At 65.4% G+C, this 20,894-nt stretch carries 25 protein-coding genes, 1 other RNA gene and 5 pseudogenes; 17 read left to right on the top strand and 14 right to left on the bottom strand.

Annotated elements, in window-relative coordinates; genetic code table 11:
* Both NI18_RS04995 and NI18_RS04990 read left to right on the top strand, forming a co-directional pair.
* Nucleotides 1–416, top strand: a pseudogene (locus NI18_RS04995) (DNA polymerase III subunit gamma/tau); the annotation flags it as partial.
* Nucleotides 413–736 (top strand): YbaB/EbfC family nucleoid-associated protein, encoded by a 324-nt coding sequence (locus NI18_RS04990; RefSeq protein ID WP_037528531.1) that lies wholly within the window; start codon nucleotides 413–415, stop codon nucleotides 734–736. The pseudogene NI18_RS04995 and the gene NI18_RS04990, both read left to right, overlap by 4 nt.
* A 27-nt stretch (nucleotides 737–763) precedes the next feature.
* Here NI18_RS04990 and mtgA read toward each other — a convergent pair.
* From mtgA to NI18_RS04970, 4 genes and pseudogenes are all read right to left on the bottom strand, one after another.
* Nucleotides 764–1,436, bottom strand: a pseudogene (gene mtgA, locus NI18_RS04985) (monofunctional biosynthetic peptidoglycan transglycosylase).
* A 9-nt stretch (nucleotides 1,437–1,445) separates the two neighbouring features.
* On the bottom strand, nucleotides 1,446–2,714 hold the full coding sequence (locus tag NI18_RS04980; protein WP_037528542.1) for an NAD(P)/FAD-dependent oxidoreductase: 1,269 nt from the start codon (nucleotides 2,712–2,714) through the stop codon (nucleotides 1,446–1,448).
* Between the two features lie 4 nt (nucleotides 2,715–2,718).
* Nucleotides 2,719–3,655, bottom strand: a pseudogene (rpoH, locus tag NI18_RS04975) (RNA polymerase sigma factor RpoH).
* 18 nt (nucleotides 3,656–3,673) lie between these two features.
* Nucleotides 3,674–4,633, bottom strand: a complete 960-nt coding sequence (locus NI18_RS04970) for an RluA family pseudouridine synthase (RefSeq protein WP_037528529.1) — start codon at nucleotides 4,631–4,633, stop codon at nucleotides 3,674–3,676.
* Nucleotides 4,634–4,639: 6 nt separating this feature from the next.
* Here NI18_RS04970 and NI18_RS04965 point away from each other — a divergent pair, with 6 nt between their 5' ends.
* From NI18_RS04965 to NI18_RS04915, 13 genes and pseudogenes are all read left to right on the top strand, one after another.
* On the top strand, nucleotides 4,640–5,032 hold the full coding sequence (locus NI18_RS04965) for a M67 family metallopeptidase (RefSeq protein ID WP_037528540.1): 393 nt from the start codon (nucleotides 4,640–4,642) through the stop codon (nucleotides 5,030–5,032).
* Between the two features lie 104 nt (nucleotides 5,033–5,136).
* Nucleotides 5,137–5,781, top strand: a complete 645-nt coding sequence (locus tag NI18_RS04960) for a histidine phosphotransferase family protein (RefSeq protein WP_037528527.1) — start codon at nucleotides 5,137–5,139, stop codon at nucleotides 5,779–5,781.
* 100 nt (nucleotides 5,782–5,881) lie between these two features.
* Entirely contained in the window at nucleotides 5,882–8,236 is a 2,355-nt protein-coding gene (locus NI18_RS04955) for a chemotaxis protein CheW (RefSeq protein WP_084215045.1), read from the top strand.
* Nucleotides 8,236–8,667, top strand: a complete 432-nt coding sequence (locus NI18_RS04950; protein ID WP_031396353.1) for a chemotaxis protein CheW — start codon at nucleotides 8,236–8,238, stop codon at nucleotides 8,665–8,667. The genes NI18_RS04955 and NI18_RS04950 overlap by 1 nt, the downstream gene beginning before the upstream one ends.
* An 85-nt stretch (nucleotides 8,668–8,752) precedes the next feature.
* A complete protein-coding gene (locus NI18_RS04945) occupies nucleotides 8,753–9,118 on the top strand; it encodes a response regulator (protein WP_031396352.1) in 366 nt (121 codons plus the stop codon).
* A 116-nt stretch (nucleotides 9,119–9,234) separates the two neighbouring features.
* Nucleotides 9,235–9,891 (top strand): annotated as a pseudogene (locus NI18_RS27820) (response regulator); the annotation flags it as partial.
* 49 nt (nucleotides 9,892–9,940) lie between these two features.
* Nucleotides 9,941–10,276: a CheB methylesterase domain-containing protein gene (locus tag NI18_RS27815; RefSeq protein WP_347574801.1), complete on the top strand. Its 336-nt coding sequence runs from the start codon at nucleotides 9,941–9,943 to the stop codon at nucleotides 10,274–10,276.
* 29 nt (nucleotides 10,277–10,305) lie between these two features.
* Nucleotides 10,306–11,184: a protein-glutamate O-methyltransferase CheR gene (locus tag NI18_RS04935; protein ID WP_235188288.1), complete on the top strand. Its 879-nt coding sequence runs from the start codon at nucleotides 10,306–10,308 to the stop codon at nucleotides 11,182–11,184.
* A gap of 12 nt (nucleotides 11,185–11,196) precedes the next feature.
* Nucleotides 11,197–12,159 carry a DMT family transporter gene (locus NI18_RS04930; RefSeq protein WP_306286242.1) on the top strand — a complete coding sequence of 321 codons (963 nt, stop codon included), beginning with the start codon at nucleotides 11,197–11,199 and terminating at the stop codon, nucleotides 12,157–12,159.
* The gene (locus tag NI18_RS04925; protein WP_031396348.1) at nucleotides 12,156–12,845 is read left to right on the top strand and encodes an N-acetylmuramoyl-L-alanine amidase; all 690 of its coding nucleotides are present in this window, start codon (nucleotides 12,156–12,158) and stop codon (nucleotides 12,843–12,845) included. The genes NI18_RS04930 and NI18_RS04925 overlap by 4 nt, the downstream gene beginning before the upstream one ends.
* A gap of 11 nt (nucleotides 12,846–12,856) precedes the next feature.
* Nucleotides 12,857–13,245, top strand: an RNA gene (gene rnpB / locus NI18_RS22060) — RNase P RNA component class A.
* 45 nt (nucleotides 13,246–13,290) lie between these two features.
* Nucleotides 13,291–14,784 (top strand): hypothetical protein, encoded by a 1,494-nt coding sequence (locus NI18_RS04920; protein WP_037528525.1) that lies wholly within the window; start codon nucleotides 13,291–13,293, stop codon nucleotides 14,782–14,784.
* A 65-nt stretch (nucleotides 14,785–14,849) separates the two neighbouring features.
* Entirely contained in the window at nucleotides 14,850–15,272 is a 423-nt protein-coding gene (locus NI18_RS04915) for a hypothetical protein (protein ID WP_128082087.1), read from the top strand.
* Between the two features lie 15 nt (nucleotides 15,273–15,287).
* On the opposite strand, the gene NI18_RS04910 is transcribed toward NI18_RS04915, so the two are convergent.
* From NI18_RS04910 to NI18_RS26510, 3 genes are read right to left on the bottom strand one after another with little or no spacing between them, the layout of a single operon-like run.
* Nucleotides 15,288–15,926, bottom strand: a complete 639-nt coding sequence (locus tag NI18_RS04910) for a carbonic anhydrase (protein ID WP_031439672.1) — start codon at nucleotides 15,924–15,926, stop codon at nucleotides 15,288–15,290.
* Nucleotides 15,923–17,152: a SulP family inorganic anion transporter gene (locus NI18_RS04905; protein WP_306286241.1), complete on the bottom strand. Its 1,230-nt coding sequence runs from the start codon at nucleotides 17,150–17,152 to the stop codon at nucleotides 15,923–15,925. Before NI18_RS04905 ends, NI18_RS04910 begins: the two co-directional genes overlap by 4 nt.
* Nucleotides 17,149–17,502: a SulP family inorganic anion transporter gene (locus tag NI18_RS26510; RefSeq protein ID WP_306286240.1), complete on the bottom strand. Its 354-nt coding sequence runs from the start codon at nucleotides 17,500–17,502 to the stop codon at nucleotides 17,149–17,151. Before NI18_RS26510 ends, NI18_RS04905 begins: the two co-directional genes overlap by 4 nt.
* Nucleotides 17,503–17,718: 216 nt before the next feature.
* Between NI18_RS26510 and NI18_RS04900 the strand changes: the two genes are divergently transcribed.
* Nucleotides 17,719–18,258 carry a J domain-containing protein gene (locus NI18_RS04900; protein ID WP_031439670.1) on the top strand — a complete coding sequence of 180 codons (540 nt, stop codon included), beginning with the start codon at nucleotides 17,719–17,721 and terminating at the stop codon, nucleotides 18,256–18,258.
* Complete coding sequence (locus tag NI18_RS04895) at nucleotides 18,243–18,605, top strand: (2Fe-2S) ferredoxin domain-containing protein (RefSeq protein WP_342211109.1); 363 nt, start codon at nucleotides 18,243–18,245, stop codon at nucleotides 18,603–18,605. Before NI18_RS04900 ends, NI18_RS04895 begins: the two co-directional genes overlap by 16 nt.
* On the opposite strand, the gene NI18_RS04890 is transcribed toward NI18_RS04895, so the two are convergent.
* The 7 genes and pseudogenes from NI18_RS04890 to pspB all read right to left on the bottom strand — a co-directional run bounded on the left by NI18_RS04890 (nucleotide 18,602) and on the right by pspB (nucleotide 20,893).
* Complete coding sequence (locus NI18_RS04890) at nucleotides 18,602–19,009, bottom strand: SufE family protein (protein ID WP_081874150.1); 408 nt, start codon at nucleotides 19,007–19,009, stop codon at nucleotides 18,602–18,604. The genes NI18_RS04895 and NI18_RS04890 overlap by 4 nt on opposite strands.
* Before the next feature lie 68 nt (nucleotides 19,010–19,077).
* On the bottom strand, nucleotides 19,078–19,317 hold the full coding sequence (locus NI18_RS04885; protein ID WP_031396340.1) for a hypothetical protein: 240 nt from the start codon (nucleotides 19,315–19,317) through the stop codon (nucleotides 19,078–19,080).
* Between the two features lie 12 nt (nucleotides 19,318–19,329).
* Entirely contained in the window at nucleotides 19,330–19,569 is a 240-nt protein-coding gene (locus tag NI18_RS04880; protein ID WP_031439668.1) for a hypothetical protein, read from the bottom strand.
* Between the two features lie 21 nt (nucleotides 19,570–19,590).
* Entirely contained in the window at nucleotides 19,591–19,860 is a 270-nt protein-coding gene (locus tag NI18_RS04875) for a hypothetical protein (RefSeq protein WP_031396338.1), read from the bottom strand.
* An 11-nt stretch (nucleotides 19,861–19,871) separates the two neighbouring features.
* Nucleotides 19,872–20,172 (bottom strand): annotated as a pseudogene (locus NI18_RS04870) (hypothetical protein).
* A gap of 27 nt (nucleotides 20,173–20,199) precedes the next feature.
* Nucleotides 20,200–20,583 carry an envelope stress response membrane protein PspC gene (gene pspC / locus NI18_RS04865; protein ID WP_031396336.1) on the bottom strand — a complete coding sequence of 128 codons (384 nt, stop codon included), beginning with the start codon at nucleotides 20,581–20,583 and terminating at the stop codon, nucleotides 20,200–20,202.
* Nucleotide 20,584: 1 nt separating this feature from the next.
* Complete coding sequence (gene pspB, locus NI18_RS04860) at nucleotides 20,585–20,893, bottom strand: envelope stress response membrane protein PspB (RefSeq protein WP_037528521.1); 309 nt, start codon at nucleotides 20,891–20,893, stop codon at nucleotides 20,585–20,587.
* Between the last annotated feature and the right edge of the window lies 1 nt (nucleotide 20,894).

Genomic DNA, 20,894 nt, shown 5'->3' with positions numbered 1-20,894 from the left:
GGGCGGGGGCGTCCGCTCCGCCGGCACCCGTCGACACCGGACCGATCCTGCCGCCGACCTTCGCGGCTCTGGTCGATCTGCTCGACGATTCGGGCGGGCTGGCGATCGCCGCGCGGCTGCGTCACGGCGCGCGGATCGTCTCCTATGCGCCGCCCGAATTCGCGCTCTCCGGCAGCCGGCCGGTCTCGGCCGACACGCTGGCCGAGCTCGGCACGCTGCTGAAGTCGGTCACGCGGACTGCCTGGAAGGTGTCGATCGTCGACGCGCCGGGCGAACCGACGCTGCGCGAGGCGCAGGACGCCGCCGACGAGGCGGTGAAGCAGGCCATACTCGAATCCCCCATCATGAAGGCCGCGGTGGCAGCGTTTCCCGACGCCAAGCTTGAATCGTGGCCGGGTCAAAGGAGCAACGCATGAAGAATATCGACGAAATCCTTGCCATGGCGCAGAACGTCCAGACCGAACTCGAAAAGGCGCAGGCCAATCTTGACACGATCGAGGTCGAGGGCGCGTCGGGCGGCGGGCTGGTCAAGGTCAAGGCGTCCGCCAAGGGCCGGATCATCGGCATCGCGATCGACGATTCGCTGATGCAGGTCGGCGAGAAGCAGATGCTCGAGGATCTGCTGACCGCCGCGTTCAACGATGCCCGCGCCAAGGCCGATGCGGTGTCGGACACCGAAATGTCCAAGATGACCAGCGGCCTGCAGCTCCCGCCGGGCTTCAAGCTGCCGTTCTGATCTGCCGGGTGCGGCGGCTGCCGGTCCCTAGCGGAGGCAGCCGTCGAGCCCCTGGGTGCGGACCGTCGAGACGCGGCGCGACAGCGTGTTGCCGTGGCGGCGGACGAAACCGCGCGGCGCGATCGCCGCCCGCTTCTTCGGCAGCGGCAGCACCGCCGCGATCCGTCCCGCCTCGGTCGCCGACAGCCGCGACGCATCATGGTTGAAATACCGGATCGCCCCGGCATTGGCGCCATAGGTGCCGATCCCGGTCTCGGCGATGTTGAGATACACCTCCATGATCCGCCGCTTCGGCCACAGCGTCTCGATCAGGACGGTGAAATACGCCTCGAACGCCTTACGGACATAGCCGCCGCCCTGGAACAGGAACGCGTTTTTTCGCGGTCTGCTGGCTGATCGTCGACCCGCCACGGATCCGCCCACCCTGCGCATTGCGCGCCGCCGCCCCGGCAATCGCCTTGAAGTCGAAGCCGCTGTGCGAACAGAACCCCGAATCCTCGCCCGCAATCGCGGCGCGCGCCATGTCGGGATCCATCTCCGACAACGGCATCCAGTCCTTCGTCACCGTATGCCCCGACAGTAGGTCGCCCATCATCGTGAAGGTGAAGGGCGGCGGAACGACCCGGTACAGGCCGACCCAGGCGACCGTCACGACGACGAAGACGAACGCGAATTTGGCGAGGATGCGGATAAGGCCCATCGCCGCTCCTTATGCGATCACCGCGCCCCCGCCAATGATCGCCCGCGCCGCCGCGACGCCGGTTTCATATGCGCCGTGCGCCGTAGAGAAATCCTCACGGTGACAGGCCTCGCCGGCGAAGAAGATCCGGCCGTCGACCGGCGCGGCAAGCACCGCACGCTGGCCAGCGCACCCGATCCGCGCATGGCTGTAGCTACCACCGATCCACGGCTCTCGGCGCCAGCGCGTCGCGGCAAGCGGCGTGAAGCGACGGCGCCAGTCGCTGCCGAGCAGGGCAACGAGTTCGTCGATCGCGAACGCCGCGGCATCGCCATCCTCCAGCATCTCCGCGCAGTCGCCGCCGAAGAAGCTTTCGACGATCGGCCAGCCGAACGGCGACAGGCGGTGGCTGGCGGTGCACGCAGCATAGGGGTTGCCGACGAGATGCGCATTCGCCGGCCATTCCGGTCGATCGACATGCAGGAACACCTTGTCGGCTAAACCGAGCGGGAGGTCGGTGGCGGCGGCATGCTTGTCAGGCAAGGGCGGGTCGAACCTGATCTGTGACTTGGCCAGCACGGTGGTGGGCACGCAGACGATGACATGATCCGCAGCGATCGTCCCGGACGGCGTGTCGAGCCTGATCCGCCGACCGCCATGGTTGATACGGGTGACCGGCGTAGTGAGACGGATCGGCAGACCGACAGCGTGACTGGCGACAAGCGTGCCATAGCCTTGCTTGACGGTCCAATTATCGTCCGAAGCCGCATTTTCATACGCAGCCCAGTCATGGAGCGACACCTGCGACAGGCTGGCGCCATTCGCATAGCCTGAGATCGCGTCGATCCTCGGCCGCCACGGATCGTTCACACCGACAAGCTCGGACAGGGCGCGGTCGGGACCGTCGACTGCCGCCAATGCGCGGGCGTTCCATTCCTGATAGGCGGTAGACGAAGACGCCTGCTCTTCGGGCGAAAAACTGAGGTTACGCCATTGCGTGCGCCAGTTCGCGTCCGACCGGTCGACGCTGAAACCCGAAAGCTCCGCAATCGCGGTCCATGGGTTGCGCTGCGCAGAGTGGAGCCACCCGCAACCGGCATCGACATTAGACCCCGCAGGGACAGGATTCGCCTCTGCCTCACTGCTCTCGCGGCTCAATAACGCGTCTATTGAAAGACTATGCGCCCGACCACCAAGGCGGTCGCTCGCCTCGACCAGCAACACATCATGCGCGGCGTCATGCAGCGTCCGCGCCGCCGCAATACCGGCCGCACCGCCGCCGATGACGACGGTGCGCACGGCGTCAAGCGGCGAGCAGGCGCTTTTCGCCGGCAATGCGCATCATAGCCTTTTGCAGCTTCTCGAACGCGCGAACTTCGATCTGGCGGACTCGCTCGCGCGAGACGCCATAGACCTGAGACAATTCCTCGAGTGTCTTAGGATCGTCCGTCAAGCGGCGTTCGGTCAGGATATGCTGTTCACGATCGTTGAGGTCGTCCATCGCGGAAACCAGCATCGAGTGGCGGACGTCGGCCTCCTGTGCGTCGGCAACGATCTTGTCCTGGAGCGGTGCGTCGTCCTGCAGCCAATCCTGCCACTGACCTTCGCCGTCCTCGCGCATCGGGACGTTGAGCGAGGTGTCACCACCCATCGCCATGCGGCGGTTCATGCTGACGACGTCGGTCTCGGCGACACCGAGATCGGTGGCGATCTTCGTCACGTGCTCAGGGCGCAGATCACCGTCCTCGAATGCATCGAGGCGGCTCTTCATCCGGCGCAGATTGAAGAACAGCTTTTTTTTGCGCTGCGGTGGTCCCCATCTTCACGAGCGACCAGCTGCGCAGGATATATTCCTGAATCGACGCGCGGATCCACCACATCGCATAAGTCGCGAGGCGGAAGCCGCGCTCCGGCTCGAATTTCTTCACGCCCTGCATCAGGCCGATATTGCCCTCAGAGATCAACTCGGAGGTGGGCAGGCCGTAGCCACGATAACCCATGGCGATCTTCGCCACGAGACGGAGATGCGACGTCACGAGCTGCGCCGCAGCATCGGTGTCGCCATGCTCCTGGAACCGCTTGGCGAGCATATATTCCTGCTCGGGTTGCAGGATGGGAAATTTCTTGATCTCGGCGAGATAGCGATTGAGACCCGCCTCGCTGCCGAGCGCAGGTATCGTCGCTGGAACGTTGGAGCGGGCTGCATGGTAGTCTTCCCTTTCTGCGAAACCATACCGCACTGCGGCAGGGTCCGATATCTATACGTGAAGCTCGCTGAACAGTTCCTGCATGTCCGCAGGCATCCTGCTTTCGAACGCCAAAGCGTTACTATTTATAGGATGGATGAACCCGAGATACGCGGCGTGCAAGGCCTGACGGCGGAAACCAAGCGTTTCGAGCAGCGTCTTCTGACCGGGCCGGTTTCTACCGTAGACCGGGTCGCCGAGCAAGGCGTGCCCGATCGAGGCCATGTGGACGCGCACCTGATGCGTGCGACCCGTTTCGAGCCGACACTCGACCAGCGCGGCATCGCGAAGCGGTTGCAGTGTCGTGAAATGCGTGACGGCGCGTTTGCCGCCTTGGACGATCGCGATCTTCTTCCGGTTTTGCGGACTGCGCGCCAGCGGGGCATCGACGGTTCCTGAGGAAGGGCGCGGGATCCCGCCGACGATCGCGCGGTAGCGGCGGTCGATGCTGTGATCGTGGAACTGCTTGGCCAGTCCCTCGTGCGCGCGGTCGCTCTTCGCGGCGATCATCAACCCGGAGGTATCCTTGTCGATCCGGTGGACGATGCCCGGACGCGCGACCCCACCGATCCCCGACAAATTCCCTGCGCAATGGTGAAGCAGCGCGTTGACGAGCGTGCCGTCGAAATTGCCTGCTGCAGGATGCACGACCAGACCCGCCTGTTTGTCGACGACGATCAGATGCTCGTCTTCATAGGCGATGACGAGCGGGATGTCCTGCGCCTCGTTATGCAGCGGCGTCGGTGGCGGCACGGCGATCGCGAAGGTCTGACCGGCGGACGCCTTTTTCGAAGAATCGCGCCAGGCTTGACCCGCCTGCGATACCGCACCGGCGGCGATCAACGTCTTCAACCGTTCGCGTGACATCGTCGGAACGGCATCCGCGAGCGCGCGGTCCAGACGCCATCCATCGGCCGCCGCGGCGATTCTCGCTTCAATCGTGGCAACCCCCCCGGTCCATGCGGTAGCGATGTGGCGATGAGCGTTACGATTTCAAGCAGCGTCCTCGATCGGATCCTGGCATGGGCGGCGGCATCGCCGGCGGAGGAGGTTTGTGGAGTGCTGTTCGGTACGCCGGATGCCATCGCGACGGCAGAGCCTTGCGAGAATGTCGCGGACCATCCCGCCCACAGCTTCGAAATCGATCCTGCAGCGCTGCTGGCCGCGCATCGTCGCGCGCGCCACGGCGGCCCCGCGGTCATCGGCCATTACCACTCGCATCCCACGGGCAAACCCGTGCCGTCGCCGCGCGACGCCGCGCAGGCGATGGGCGACGGAGCGATCTGGCTGATCATTGGCGGCAGGCAAGCCCGCGCTTGGCGCTCTCACGCCCCCAACGCATTTGCCGAGGTTGCCATTGTGCTGAATTGACGTGATCCGTCGAGCATCGAGTGTGAAGCGCCGCCTATGCGCCTTGCCGCTTGCCAGCTAATCGTGGCGAGGTCAGAACGGCACATGTTTTCGAGAGGATATTCATGACTGTCAGCCCGGTCGATTTTGCCAGCCTGTTGTGTTCGCGGCTGTGTCACGACCTGCTGTCGCCGGTCGGCGCGCTCAACAACGGGCTCGAACTGCTGGCAGACGAAACCGATCCGGCAATGCGTGCGCGGTGCATGGAGCTGCTGGCGGACAGCGCACGCGCATCGGCGAGCAAGCTGAAATTCTTTCGCCTGGCCTTCGGTGCTGCGGGGGGCTTCGGCGAGGAGGTCGCAACCCGCGAGGCCAAGTCCGCGATCGAAGGGCTCATCGCCGAGAACAAGCGGATCGAGCTCGCCTGGCTCGTGGACGAGGAAACGATGCCCAAGGCGGCGATCAAGGTCCTGCTCAATTTGGTGCTGATCGGCAGCGAATCGCTGGTGCGTGGCGGCCGGATGGAGATTGGCGGCGAGGACAATGCCGGCCATCTCGAGGTGGTCGTGAAGGTCGAGGGGCCGCGGCTCGTCCTGGACCCCGAAATTCGTCGGACGCTGGTCGACGGTCCTGGCGATACGGCGGTAACGCCGCGCGCGGCCGCCGCTTATATGGTGCACACGCTCGTCGCCGAGAGCGGGGGCAGCATGCAGATCTTTGAACCGTCCGACGGCGTCATGATCTTCGGTGCGGTGTTCAACGCGCGATAACTTGGCTGGATACGGTGGTGCGGTGGGGGAGGAGCGATCCTAACGCAGCCTTAACCCCTGTTCGTCATGACGGGCCCGACGCACGCGTTCCGGGGCCCGCATGGACGATCTTCTACAGGAATTCATAGCCGAGACGCGCGAGACGCTGGAGGCGCTGTCGGGCGAGATTGTCGCCTGGGAGGCGGCGCCGACGGATCGCGCGCGGCTCGACGCAATCTTCCGCTTCGTTCACACGGTGAAGGGCAGCTGCGGGTTTCTCGACATCCCCCGGCTGGCCCGGCTGAGCCATGCCGCTGAAGACGTGCTTGCGGCGGTTCGGGACAACAAGCGCGTGCCCGACACCGCGCTGGTGAATGCCGTGCTCGCGATCGTCGACCGGATCGGCGAGATCGTCGAGGCGATCGATGCCGGCGCGGCGCTGGATGATGCAAGCGAGGAACTGCTGATCACGGCGCTGGCGGAGGACGCCACGCCGGCGGCCGTGCCCGTGCATGTCGCAACCGTGCGGGCCAGCAGCCGCAGTGTCCGTCTGAACGTCGATCTGCTCGACCGGATGATGAGCGGCATGTCCGACATGGTGCTCGCGCGCAACGAACTGGCGCGGCGATTGCGAGATAACGTCAGCGATCCGCATGTTGATGCTGCGCTCGAACGGCTCTCGCTGACCGTCGCCGACATGCGAGACACGGTGACGCGGACCCGGATGCAGAAGATCGATGCGCTGTTCTCGGCGCTGCCGCGCATGGTCCGCGATACCAGCGCGGAACTGGGCAAGGCGGTCAACCTGGTGATCGAGGGCTCTGACGTCGAGCTCGACCGCGAGCTGATCGAACTGATTCGCGATCCGCTGGCACATATCATCCGCAACGCCGTCGATCACGGGATCGAGTCGCCGGCCGACCGTCTGGCCGCGGGCAAGCCCGCGACGGGGCGACTCGTCGTGTCCGCACGCCAGTCGGGCAACCAGATCCTCATCGAGATCAGCGACGACGGACGTGGCATCGACGTTGCGCGGATCGTCAGCAAGGCCAAGGACCAGGCCCTGCGTACCGAAGCGCAGATCGGCGCGATGGATGAGGACGCAAAACTCGATCTCGTGTTCGAAGCGGGACTGTCGAGCCGCGACACGGTCACGACAGTCTCTGGACGCGGCGTCGGTATGGATGTCGTGCGCGCCAATATCGAGCATATCGGCGGGCGCATCGCGCTGTGCAACATGCCCGGCCGCGGGCTTCGGATCGTCATTCACGTGCCGCTGACGCTGTCGATCCTGTCGACGATCATCGTCAGCGTGGGGACGCAGCGTTTCGCGCTGGCGCGGCAGTCGATCGAGGAGATCGTCAGGGTCCGTGGAACGCAGGTGCGGATCGACACGATCGGAGATGCATCGGCCGTCGCGGTCAGGGGACGGCGGATGCCGCTGGTCTCGTTGGCCGCGCTGTTCGGGCTGGGCGACCATGACCCGGGCACGCTCGTGATCGTGTCGACCCGCGAAGGCGACTATGCGCTCGGCGTCGACGATGTGCTCGACGCGGAGGAACTGGTCGTCAAACCTGCCTCGCCGCACGTGATGGCGACCGGCGTCTATGCCGGCCAGACGCTGCCCGACAGCGGCCTGCCGATGCTGCTGCTCGACGGAGGGGGGATCGCGCATGTCGCGGGGCTGCGGTTTTCCGCCCTCGCGGTCGCGCACGACGAGGCGGCGGCGGACAGCGTGGCCGGCGTACAGGCGCTGCTGTTCGACGATCTGGACGGAAAGCGCCGCGTGATCGCGCTGGCGGTGATCGACCGGGTCGAACCGGTGGCGACGTCGGCGATCAGCTTTACGGCGGGCGCGTTGCGTCTCGCGATCGGCGGGGCGATCGTGCCGTTGCATTCGGTCGGCACGATTGGCGACCGCGAAGAAGTCGCGGTACTCCGTCTGACCGATGGCGATAGCGAGATGGCCTATGCGATCGCGGAGGCGATCGAGATCGTCGAATTGCCGCCCGAAATGGCCCCGGCGCATGGCGGCGGGCCGATCGCGGGCGTCGTGATCATCGGCGGTGAGCAGGTCGAGCTGATCGATCCGCACGCGTTGTTCGCGGGCGAGCCGGTCCGGCGCGCCTCGCGCCCGGTCTGCCTGTTGCAGAGCGACAGCAGCGGGTGGATGGAGACGTTCCTCAAACCCGCGCTCGAGGCGTCGGGCTATCGGTGTGTGACACGCCTCGCCGCGGGCGAGACGCCTGCGGTCGCGCTGGCGATGGAGGATGGACCGGTCGAGGCGGTCGCCGCACCGATCGTCACGCTGCGCCGCAATCGGGAGGGCTCGGGTGCGCAGGACCACAGCATCTATCGCTATGACCGTCCGGCCCTGATCGAGGAACTCGCGCGGCGGGTCGCGGCGCAGGCCGGCGCGCTACAAGGGGATACAGCACCGTATATTCGCGCCGTGACGAGTGGGGGAGCGCGCTGATGGAATTGTTTCTGATAGCGCATATCGCCGGGCGCGGCGTCGCGATTCCGGCAGAACAGGTCGGCTCGGTCGTCGATATCGGCGATGTCGTCGCGGTGCCGCAGGCTGAGGCGGCGATCCGCGGGCTGACCGCGCTTCGCAGTCGGGTCGTGACGGTGATCGATACCGGCACTGCACTGGGGCTCGCGCCGACGCCCGAAACCGCCAGGCGGGCAGTCATCACGCAGGTCGACGGGCATGACTATGCGATCCTGGTCGACTCGCTCGAGGATGTCGCGCCGTTCGAGCGGCTGCCGCTGTCGTCGGGGCTCGCGCTCAACCACGGCTGGGCGGCGGCGGCGTCGGGGCTGGTCGATCGCGATGGCGAGCCGATGCTGGTGCTCGACTTGGCCGCGGTGGTGCCGTCGTCCTTGCCCGCGCTCGTCGCCTGAACGGCGGCCAACTCGCGCGCGCTTAACCCGGTGCTTACGCTTTGCCGGCTAAGGCGGGCGCCATGATCACCCCGGAAGGCTTTCCATGAAGACCTGTCTTGTCGTTGATGATTCGAAGGTGATCCGCAAGGTCGCGCGTCACATCCTCGAAACGCTTGATTTTACCGTTCGCGAGGCATGTGACGGCCAGGAGGCGCTCCAGTGCTGTCTGGAGTCGGTTCCGGACGTCATCCTCCTCGACTGGAACATGCCCGTCATGAGCGGCATGGATTTCCTGCGGGCGTTGCGCGACAGCGATATCACGCAGCGTCCCAAGGTCGTCTTCTGCACGACCGAGAACGGCATGGCCTATATCCGCGCCGCGATCGAGGCGGGCGCCGACGAATATGTCATGAAGCCGTTCGACCGCGAAACCCTCGCATCGAAGTTGCAAATCGTCGGCATGGCCTGAGCGGGTCTTACGACACCGTGGCCGCCTCGCTGCCCCTTCCACCGCTGCCGCGGTCGCCTTCGTCCGCCGCCGCGCGCGTCCTGATCGTCGATGATTCGGTCGTCGCCCGCGCGGTGATGGCACGGCTGATCGACGCGAGCGCGCAGTTTACCGTCGTCGGTGCGGTCGCCAATGCGGGAGCCGCACTCAAGTTCCTGCGCTCTGCCGAGGTCGATTTCATCCTGCTCGATATCGAAATGCCGGGGGTCGATGGGCTGACCGCGCTGCCGGACCTGATTGCCGCGGGACAGGGTGCCAAGATCCTGATCGTCTCCTCCTCCGCCGATGAGGGCGGTGCGGCCGCGGTCCAGGCGCTCGCGCTCGGGGCGGCGGAAACGTTGGTGAAGCCGGGCGCCAGCGGCATGTCTGGCCGCTTTGCAACCGCACTGGTCGAAAAGCTCGAACGCCTGTGCGAAGCCCCGGCCGCGATCGTGCCTACCCGCGCGTCGGGACTGAGAAGCGCGCGCAACGTCACGGCCGCGGTTGAGCCGCTGTGCGGCCGGGGTGCTGCGGATCAGGGCCGTTCCGTCGCGGCCGGCGACGCCTATGACATCGTCGCGATCGGTGCATCGACCGGCGGGATCCACGCGCTGAGCCAGTTGCTGCGTGAGTTGCCCGCCACGTTCCAGCTGCCGATCCTGATCACGCAACATTTGCCCGCGTCGTTCATGCCGTATTTCGCGGCACAACTCACGGTCCTGTCCGGCCGGCCGTGCGACGTCGCGACCGACCGCCTGCGGATCCGCCCCGGCCGCCTGTTCATCGCCCCCGGCCGACGCCCACATGACCTGCGTGCGGCTGAGCGACGGCGGTGCCGCGATCCGCCTCAGGCAGGGCGTCGTCAGCAGCGGTTGCCTGCCCTCGGTCGATCCGATGCTGGGATCGGTCGCCCAAGTCTTTGGCGCGCGCGCGCTGGCTATCATGCTGAGCGGCATGGGCCGCGACGGTGCGGAGGGGGCGCGACAGGTCCATGACGCCGGCGGCAGCGTGGTGGCTCAGGATCAGACGACGTCGGTCGTCTGGGGCATGCCGGGCGCAGTCGTGTCGTCGGGTGTTGCTGCGGCGATACTGCCCCCCGAGGCGATCGGGCGGCTCATCGCGTCGCAGCGTCGTCCATGATGGGCGCGTCAGCGTTGCGCGGGCGGAGCATGCCGACCACGGCCCCGTCATCCTCACCGGCCCCGGCGGCCTCCCAGGCGACGATCGACGTGCTGACCGCGCTGCTGGAAGCGCGGACGGGGCAGCAGATCGCGGCCTATCGCTCCTGGCGCCTCGATACAGCGCTCAAGCCGCTGTTGCGTGAACGCCAGCTCGGCAGCCTTGACGAGCTGGTTGCGCAGTTGCTGGCCGGAAAGGATCGGGAGATCGGCGAGCATATCGTCGATGCGCTACTAAACCAGGAAACGTCCTTCTACCGCGACGCGCAGGTCTTCGAGCACCTCGTTGCGGCGATCGCGGATGCCGAGGCAGCCGGTCATCGTATCCGGATCTGGTGCGCGGGATGTTCGACCGGGCAGGAGCCGCTGTCACTGGCGATGTTGTTCGCCGAGCGGCACGAGACGACCGGTGCGCCGGTTCCGGACATCATCGCGACCGACGTGTCGGGCGCCGCAATCGCCCGCGCACGGTCGGGGCGTTTCACGCAGTTCGAAATTCAGCGTGGGTTGCCGATCCGTCGGATGATGCGGTGGTTCGACGGTGTCGGCGCGGACTGGGTCGCCAAGCCAGAGCTGGTAAAGCTTGTCACGTTCCGGCGCGTGAATCTCGTGTCCGATGCGGCGCCCGCAGGACGTTTCGACCTGGTCCTGTGCCGCAATGTCCTGTTGTACCTGACGGCGGAGACGAAATTGCGGGTGTTCTCGACGATCGCACGGGCGTTGCGGCCCGGCGGCCTGTTCGTCATGGGCGCGGGGGAGACGGTGAGCGGGCAGACCCCGTTGTTCGAACCCAGCCAGCGCTATCGCGGCTTCTACGAAACGCCGTCGTCAACCACTGGCGATCTGCGGCTTCGCTCGTCCGCGCCGTGATCCCGAGATAGAGTGCCGCTGCGGTTTACATCGCGGCCCGATCCCGGCAAGCGTTGGGGGATGACGATCCAGGCCGCACCTCCAGCGACGCATCGGTTCGGCCTGCGCGACTTTGCGATCGTCGTCGTGATGAACGTGCTGTGGGGGCTCAACATCATCGCCGTGAAGATGGCGGTGACGGAGATCGCGCCGATGACGGCCGGGTTCCTGCGTCAGGTCATCGTGTTCGCAGTCTGCGCGAGCTGGTTCCGGCTGGTGCCGGGACGGACCGCGACGCTGGCACTGCTCGGACTGTTGTCGGGCGGCATCTTCTATCTGGTGATCAATCTGTCGCTGTCGGTCGCGACGAATATCGGCGCCTTGGCGATCGCCGGCCAGCTTGGCGTCCCGTTCGCGCTGCTGCTCGCGATCGTCGTTTTTCGCGAACGGATCCACTGGCCCCGGATGCTGGGGATAGGCCTGTCGATCCTGGGAGTGGTGCTGCTGGTCTTCGATCCGTCGGCAGCGCGCGAGGGCGCCGGTCTTGCGCTGACCGCGCTGGCAAGCCTGATCTGGGCGATCACCTCGCTGATCCAGCGGCGGCTCGTCGGCGTGCCGGTCCTGACGATCTATGCCTGGGTCGGGCTGATGGGGAGCCTGGTAATGGCGGTCGTGGCGATGATCACCGAGCCCGTAGCGATGCGCGCGATCCCTGACCTGCCGCTCCGCACGGTCGGCTGGGTGGCGTTTTCCGCGATCGGATCGACGGTGATCGGCCAGGGCTCGATGTCGTGGCTGTTGCAGCGTCATTCGGTTAGCGTTGTCACGCCGATGACGCTCGCCGCACCAATTATCTCTGTGTTCGCCGCGGCCTATTACTTCGGCAACCCGTTGACGCTATTGATGCTTGCAGGCGGAGGCGTTGCGATGCTCGGCGTCGCGATCGTCACGATCCGGACCGCACGCGCGGACCGGCTGGAGGGGAAGCTGGCTTGACGATCATCGAGACGCCGTCACCGAATTTCGACGACCGAACGCTGCCTGTCAGCATGATCGTATTGCACTATACCGGCATGCAGGACGGCCCGTCCGCGATTGCCCGCCTGCGCGATCCGGACGCGAAGGTGTCGGCGCATTATTTGATCGAGGAGGACGGTACCGTCCTGCGGATGGTCGCCGAGGACAAGCGCGCCTGGCACGCGGGACGATCGCACTGGCGCGGGATCGAGGACGTCAATTCGGCGAGCATCGGCATCGAGATCGTCAATCCTGGGCATGAGTTCGGCTATCGCCCGTTCCCGCCGGAACAGATCGCCGCGCTGCTGCCGTTGGTGGCGCAGATCAAGGACCGCCACGAGATCACGCGGGGTAACATCGTCGGTCATTCCGACATCGCGCCGACGCGCAAGCGCGATCCCGGCGAGTTGTTCCCGTGGCACGAACTGGCGCGACGCCGGCTTGCGCTGCCGCGGCCGACCAAGAATCTGATGGATCCCGGCTGGACGGAGGGCGGCTTCTGCCTCGCGCTCGAACGGTTCGGCTATGACGTGGAGAACCGGATGGCGGCGATCATGGCGTTCCAGCGCCGGTTTCGCCCCGAGCTTGTAGACGGCGAGATCGATGCGGAATGCCGGTGCATCCTGCTCGCTTTGCTGCTTCCCAAACCGATGGGCGACGACTAGGGATCGGCGCGCCAGAGGGTCGGGCGACCGCGGGGATGTTGTAATGGCATCCGCGAGGAAAGTCCGGGCTCCGCGGAACGACGGTGCCGGGTAACGCCCGGCGGGGGTGACCCCAGGGACAGTGCCACAGAGAGCAGACGGCCAACCCTCGGCGCAAGTCGGGGCGGTCAGAGTGAAAGGGTGCGGTAAGAGCGCACCGCGCGCCTGGTAACAGGGGCGGCACGGCAAACCCCACCGGGAGCAAGATCGAATAGGGGTGGCACATGGGCTTCGTTCCGGCTCGTCACCCGGGTTGATTGCTTGAGGCGGCGGGCAACCGTCGTCCTAGAGGAATGGTCGCCCAACTTTCGACCGAAGGGTCGGAAATGGACAGAACCCGGCTTACAGACCCTCTGGCATCCTCGCCCGATCGCATGCAGACTGCCCGAAAGACGTGGGGGATGTGATGCGTATCGACCGGGCAGGACTGATGGGTGCAGGCATCGTGATGGCGGCGATCGCTGCGCAGGTCGCGGCACAGGGGCCCGCAACCACGGTGCAGCAGGATTTCGAAGCGGCCGCGGCGCTGGATGCGAAGGGCGACAGTACCGCTGCGCTTGCGGCCTGGACGACGCTTGAAGCACGAACCAAGCCGGGATCGCGGAGCCGGGGCATTGCGCTGATCCGCAAGAGTGCGGCACTGTTCAAGCTCGATCGCGCAGACGATGCGGTGACCGCGGCACGCGACGGCCTCGCGCTGTTGCCTGCGAAGGACCCGACGCTCGCCGAGGATCGGTGGCGGGCCTATTTTGATCTGGGCCTCATTGCGCAGAATGCGCTCGATTATGCGGGGGCGAGCGTTTCGTTTGCGAGCGCCGCCGCTGCGGCGGACGGAGCGTCGCTGAAGGTCGCGGCGCTGTTGTCCCTAGCTGACACGACGACGTTCACCGATCCCGCCGCCGCGGATGCAGCCCTTGCGAAGGTCGATGCGCTCGTCCGGACGGCGCCTGCCGATGCGGATGTAAAGGCTCTGATCGCGCGGCGGCGCGCGATCCTGGCGCTGAACCGGGGGCAGTATGAACAGGCGCGGACGCAAGCGGTTGAGGCGGTCAAATTTTATGGCGGGATGACGTCGCAGACAGATTCGCGCGACGTTTCCGCGCGGTCAGATGCGGCGATCGCGTCACTGTTGGCGGGTAAGAGCGAAGAGGCCCGCCGGTACATGGCGATGACCGGCGCGGGCCGGTTGAGCAAGGGGGAGTTTGATCCGGCGGTACAGATGGAGGTACCCGCCTGCGGTGGCGAGGCCGATCTGAGGCCTGCGGACATGGCGGTCGTCGAATTCACGATCGACAATGACGGCGTGGTACGCGGCGTCTCGCCCATCTATGCCGCAGGCGGTGGCGCGGTGGCGCTCGAATTTGCGCGTGCCGTCCGCGACTGGTCATGGACGCCCGAGCAGACCAAGTCCTTTCCCGCGTTCTTCCGCTATAATATCCGCGTCGAGATGCGCTGCTCGACCGCGTTCGAGCGGCCGTCGATCACCAAGTTTCTCGACGCGGACATGGCGGCCTGGCTCGAGTCCAAGGGGTTTTCGATACCGGTACGCGAACGTGGCGCGGATGCCGCCGCCATCGTCGGGCAACGTGCCGCACTCGCGGCGGCGGAGGGCAAGTCGGGGCCGACATCGCTCGCCACGCTGCCACCCTTGTACCAGCTCGTCGGCAATGCGGTCGTGGGTCGTGAGGAGGCGCATGAGCTGGCGCAGCGGGCGTCGCTATTGCTCAGGCAAACGGCGCCCCGCCGATCGCGCTGCTCCCGCTCGACATCCGTGTGCGTGAGACCGAAAGTGCCTATAGCTGGAAGCAGGGTGCCTATGCCCGCGCTATCACGCCGCTGCTGTCGAAGCCCGGTTATGCGCAGGATCCGCAAGCGCGATCGGCGCTGCAACTGCTCATAGCGGACTCGACCAGAAGCCGAAGCCGGCGTGTGGCGCCGTTACAGGCGGTCGCGGACGACAAGGGTTTGGCAGCGAACGACCCGATGCGTGTCGGTGCGCTGATCCGGCTGGCGTCGCTACAGCAGCAGGCGGGGGATCCGGTGGCGGCACGTGCCACGTTCGACCGGTCGGGGCTGGCGGCCAGCCAGTGCGCGATCCTCGATGCCCCGCCCCGATTCCTTTCGGCCGGCGGCACGTTCCCGGATGAGGCCCGCATCTGGGGATTTGAAGGCTGGACCCGGACACAGTTCGATGTGGGGCCGGACGGCAAGGTGCTGAACGAGCGCGCCGTGCTCAGCTATCCGCCGTTCGTTTTCACCAAGGCCGGCACACAGACCGTCGCGGCGCCGATATACGAAGACGTTTCGCCCCGATGGCGGTGTCGGCTGCGGCGGGCTTTCCCAGAATGTCCGGTTCAAGATGCCGGGATGATTCTGCCCTCCCCGTAGGGGGAGGGACTGACGTCACACCAGCACCTTCTCCGGCCGGCCGATCTCGTCGAGAACCGTATCGGCGGCGATCTCCATCAGCGGTTTGATGTGGCCGTCGCGCATGTCGTACACCCAGCCGTGGAGCGCCAGTTCTTGGCCCTTGGCGAATGCATCCTGCACCGTCTTGGTACGCGCGAGGCGAACGAGCTGGTCGCGGACGTTGACCTCGACGAACCGGTTGACCTTCGCTTCCTGGGTCGGCTGCGCATCGATCTCGTCGCGGTGATCGCGCAGTACTTCGCGCGCTGTGTCGAGCCACTCGTCCACGGGGCCGTCCAGCCCGCCTTGCAGCGTACCCATGATGCCGCCGCAACCGTGATGGCCGCATACGATGACATGCTTCACCTTCAGCACGTCGACCGCATATTGCAGCACCGACATCAGGTTCAGGTCGTGATCGTTGACGAGGTTGGCGATGTTGCGGTGGATGAACATCCCGCCCGGCTGAGTCATCGTCATCTGTTCGGGGCTGACGCGGCTGTCCGAGCAGCCGATCCAAAGGAATTCCGGCTTCTGGCCGACCGTCTGACGGCTGAAGAAGTCGGGATTTTCGTCGGTATGCTCTGCAACCCAGGCCTTGTTGGCGAGCAGCAATTGTTTGTAGCGTCTCATGTGTACAGAACCTCGCTCGATGGCGCGTTGATCAACGCGGCACGCTTGCCGGCGATATCGCCGCGCAGGCTGACGGTGATGCCGCGATATTCCGCGCCTTTGATGAACGCGTTGATGATGTCGATATTGTCGAGGTCGACATAACTGGTCGACGACAGGTCGATCAGCACCTGCGTATTATCGGGCACGCGGTTCAGCGACTTCTGCAATTCATATTTGTGGATGAAATACAGGTTGCGGCGCGCACGGACGAGGCAGTCGTCGCCATCGCAGGCAAAGGTGATCGCGGTACGGAAGTTGCGTGCAATGACGAATACGAAGCCGACAACGATGCCAATCACGATGCCCTCGAGCAAATCGGTGAACAGGATCGCGCCGACTGTGACGACGAAGGGGATGAACTGCGTCCAGCCCTGCTTGTAGCGTTCCAGAAACAGCTTCGGCTTGGTCAGCTTGTAACCGGTCGCGATCAGCACCGCGGCAAGCGCGGAGAGCGGGATCAGGTTAAGCAGCGACGGGATCAGTGCAACGCTTATCAGCAGCCAGAAACCGTGGAGCATGGTCGAAAGCTTGCTCTCCGCCTTGGCGTCGACATTGGCCGACGATCGGACGATCACCGACGTGACGGGAAGCCCGCCGATCATTCCCGACAGGATGTTACCCCCGCCCTGCGCGAGCAACTCCCAGTTCTTGTCGGTGGAGCGACGGCGCGGATCGATCTCGTCGACCGCTTTCACGCTGAGCAGCGACTCCAAGCTCGCGACGATTGCGAGCGTGACCGCAGTCGTCCAGACGATGCCCATGCTGATACCGGAAAAGTCCGGGAGCGTGAACAGCGTGGGAAATTCGGAAAGCTTCTGCGTGACGGGTACCTGGACGAGATGTGTCGCCTGGAGCTGCCAATCAGGCTTGACCGCGCCCAGCAGCGCGTTGCCGAGCACGCCGATCAGGACGACGACGAGCGGGCCGGGGACAAACCGGAGCGGGCCATTCTTCGGTTTCGCGCCGTCCCACCAGAACAGGAATGCCAGGCTGATCCCGGCAATCAGGATCGCACCGGGGGTCACGCTCGCGCTCAGGCTGTCGATGATTCGCGAGAAGGTGTTGACGCCGTTGGCGGTGGAGAATTCGAAGATCCCCTCGGCCTCGCGGTCGAAGCCGACCGCGTGCGGAATCTGCTTGAGGATAAGGATCAGGCCGATCGCGGCCAGCATCCCGGTGATCACGAGGAGGGCACGAATTCGCTGAGGATACCCGCGCGCGTTAGCGAAAAGCCGATCTGAAGCACGCCCGCCAGCACGACGGCCATCAGGAACATCTGGTAGCTCGGCATGCTTTCGATCGCCGCGAGGACGATCACGGTCAAGCCTGCAGCCGGTCCGCTGACCGACAAGGGAGATTTTGAGAAGAGCCCGACGGCGATGCCGCCGACGATCCCGGCGATGACACCCGCGAACAGTGGCGCACCTGACGCTAGCGCAACGCCCAGACACAGGGGCAGGGCGACAAGGGCAACCACGATCGACGCGGGAAGATCGGCCCGCCACGTGCTTAGCTTCGGAATGAGAGTTTGCACCAGGGCTCCTGTCGCCGCGACGTCGGCCGGGATGCGCCCGGAGCAGACGCTTTACCCTATGCCAGATGACAATTTATTCATGTTCATTAGGCGATGAACGCCTCCTGACTCAAGGCGCAATGTCGGTTCCGGCCGCAGGTGCGGGCGCGTGGCTTCCTCGTTTGGCGGTGCGGTACGCGGTTGCGTTGTCGGTGGGGACGCCTATCTCGGACGGCTATGGCGCGAAGCACGACACGAACACCCGATTGGGGATTTCCGCGGTGGCGCGGCTATGGCTCGAGCAGCGAGGCGGTGACGGTTCGATTGTGCGACCGGCACGGCTGCAACGAACCCGGCAATTGCCCGGCGCCGAAATCGCCCAACAGCCCGGACCGCTGGTATTTCTGCATGACGCATGCGGGCGAGTATAATCGCGGCTGGAATTATTTCGAAGGTCTGAGCGCCGAGGAAGCCGCCGAGCGCGAGGCGGCGGAGACGCGTACCGCGGACGGCTATGCGGATCCGAAGCATTATGCCTGGGCGGGGTCGGGCGACGGCAGCCGGTCGCGCGACGAGATGCGCGCGCTTGAAGTGCTGCAGCTCGAACCCGATGCGACGTTCGAGGATGTCCGTGCCGCGTGGCGGCGGATGGCCAAGGCCAATCATCCTGATGTGCGTCCGGGCGACAAGGATGCCGCGACGCGGTTCCAAGGCGTGCAGGCCGCCTATGAGGTTCTTCGCGCCGCGGAGGATGCACGGACGTGGAAGCCGGCGTGATCCGCGTGCTGGCAAGCCGCTGGCAGGGCAGCGTGCTGGTCTGCGGCAAATGTTCGAAGAAGCTCGAAGGCGGGTTCGGCGACAAGCGCCGTACATCGCTTGCCAAGCTGTTGCGCGCTGCCCTCGGGCTGAAGAAGGGCCGCAAGGCCGACCGCGGCGTGGTCGAAGTCAAATGTCTTGGGGTATGCCCCAAGAATGCGGTCGTGATGATCGATGCGGCCAAGCCGGATCTGTGGATGCTGGTCCCCGCCGGCGCCGACGTTGGCGAGATCGTAACGACGCTGCGCGGGGGTGATGCCGCTCCGCCGTCCCCTTCCCGGGTGGAAGACGGCCTCAAAGCCGCCTAGCTGGCGTAGCGTTCGGCGGTCTCGCGGATCAACGCGATCATGTTCGGAATTCCCTGCGTCCGGTTCGAACTGAGTTGCTTGCCGAGATCGAACGGCGCCAGTTCCGCACCGATGTCGGTCGCGACGATCGCCGCCGGCGGTTGGTCCTGCACCGCTTGAAGGACGAGCGCGATGATCCCCTTTGTGATCGCGGCGTTCGAGTCCGCGAGGAAATGGAGCCGGCCGTCGTCGGTCTTCATCGGATAGACCCACACGGATGCCGAGCAGCCGCGAACCAGCGTCGCATCGGTCTTCAGCGCATCGGGCATTGGTTCGAGATCGCGTCCGAGGTCGATCAGAAGGCGGTAGCGGTCGTCGGGTTCGAGGAAGTCATATTCCTCATGGATATCGGCTAGCTTGGGCATGGCGTCGCGGTACTCCCGCGTCATCTCGCCCGCAACCGCTGCGCGTGCGGCAGGACACGATTGCCGCGCTACAGGTCGACCCCGGCGGCGATCGCCTCCAGCTTCTTGATGCGTTCCTTCAGGTCTGCGATCTCGATGCGCGCGCCAGTCGACACCGCCACGGGCAGGCCGGTGTCGTGCGCTTGGTCGATCTCCAGGCGCCTGATCGACAGCCAGCCGCGCCAGCCGGCGAGTCCCGCGGTGACGATCATCGCGAGCGCCACCAGGCCGGTCAGCGCGAGCGTGATATAGACGTTCGGTTCGGTCATGTCCGCCTCCTCCTAGCGGTCGCGGAGCCGCTCGATCTCTCGGTCGAGATCGACGCTCTTGTGGTTGTCGGTGATGACGCGTTCGAGCACCTGGATGCGCTCCTTCATCTGGCGCACCTCGTCGCGCAGACGCAGCGTGTCGGCGGTGTCAGCCGGGGCGGAAAGCGATCCTTGGGCTTGGTACCGCGCCCGGAGCACGCGGGAGACCGCCACGATCAAAACGATACAGACGACCATCGTGAAGGGATTCATCGGTCAGCTCCTGAATACGGATTAGTTTAGGGGGCGCTCGTCGCGGAGCAGGTCGATCTCGTCCGCCAGGCCGATCCCGCGGTCGGTGACGATCCGTTCCAGCACCCTCACGCGCTGTTCGAGACGTTCATTCTGTGCCGCATATTGTGCGGACTTTTCAGCGACGAGCTGTGCATCGATTTCCATCCGGCGCTGCCGATAGGCGAACCAGGGCTTCACGAAGACGCCGCCGAAGATCGCGAGCAGGCCGCAGGATATGCCGAGGATGGGGATGAGCAGGGGGCTGATCATGGCGGCGTCCTCTATCGCGGCTGGAGGCGGAGAGCCTCGATCTCGCGGGCGGTACGCTCCGCGGGATCGGTGGCGATGCGCTCAAGAACGGCAATCCGCTCTTCGAGACGGGAGACCTGGCCGGTCAGGCGCTCGTTCTCACCGGACAGTAGCTCCAGCTTGCGGGCGCGTTCGGTCGACCCGGTGCGTCTTTCCGCTCCACTCATCCGCCAGCGCATAGCCGTGCTTTGCGCGGATCCAGTTGTTGATCACCCATCCCATCGTCGTGATCGCGATGATCGCGACGACGAAGCCCGGTCCACCCCAATTCATCGTCATTCTCCCCGTCTACGCCGCGTCTCAGCGCAGGCTGTCGATCTCTGCCGCGAGGCTGCTGCTGCTGCGGCTGGTATAGTGCGTCTCGATGTCGGCGAGACGACGATCGATGTCGCGGAACTTGCTGCGGACCTCTGCGGTCGAGCGCTTCGGGTTCGAGCGGACACCTTGCCAGAACTTCGCGTCGTCGGGTGTTTCGTACAGACCGAACGGCTTTGGCTGTCCCATCCACGCGACCAGCCAATAGGCGATCAGTGTCCAGGGAAAGCCCCCGGCCAGCGTCAGCAGGACGACCGAGACGCGGACGATGAGTACATCGATCCCGGTATAGTCGGCGATCCCCGCGCAGACGCCCTTCCATTTGGCGTTCTGCTTGTCGAGGTAGAATTGGGTGCGGCTGGCGGACATTTCAGTTCCTCCGATCCATGTTGCGTTCAAAGCGGGTGTCGATCGGGCGGTCAGCCTGGCGATCGGACAGATAGGACGACTGGCTGGTGCCGAGCCCAGGCTTCCAGTCGGGATTGTCGGCGGCGATGATCCGCTCGACCGTCAGCACCCGGTCCTCGAGCCGGCGGGCGAGGAGCTGCATCTCGTCGAGCAGTCGTTCGTCCTCATCGGTGATCTTGGGTGCGGTCTTCCACTTGGTGACATAATGCAGGATCAGCCAGGGCAGCCCGACGAGCGCGCCGAGAATGGCGACGAGTCCTTCGAAATCCATT

The sequence above is a fragment of the Sphingomonas sp. Ant20 genome, assembly GCF_000783375.1.
Classification (GTDB): Bacteria; Pseudomonadota; Alphaproteobacteria; order Sphingomonadales; family Sphingomonadaceae; genus Sphingomonas; species Sphingomonas aerolata.
Note: the sequence above shows the minus strand (reverse complement) of the source record. Positions and strands in the feature narration are given on the sequence as shown.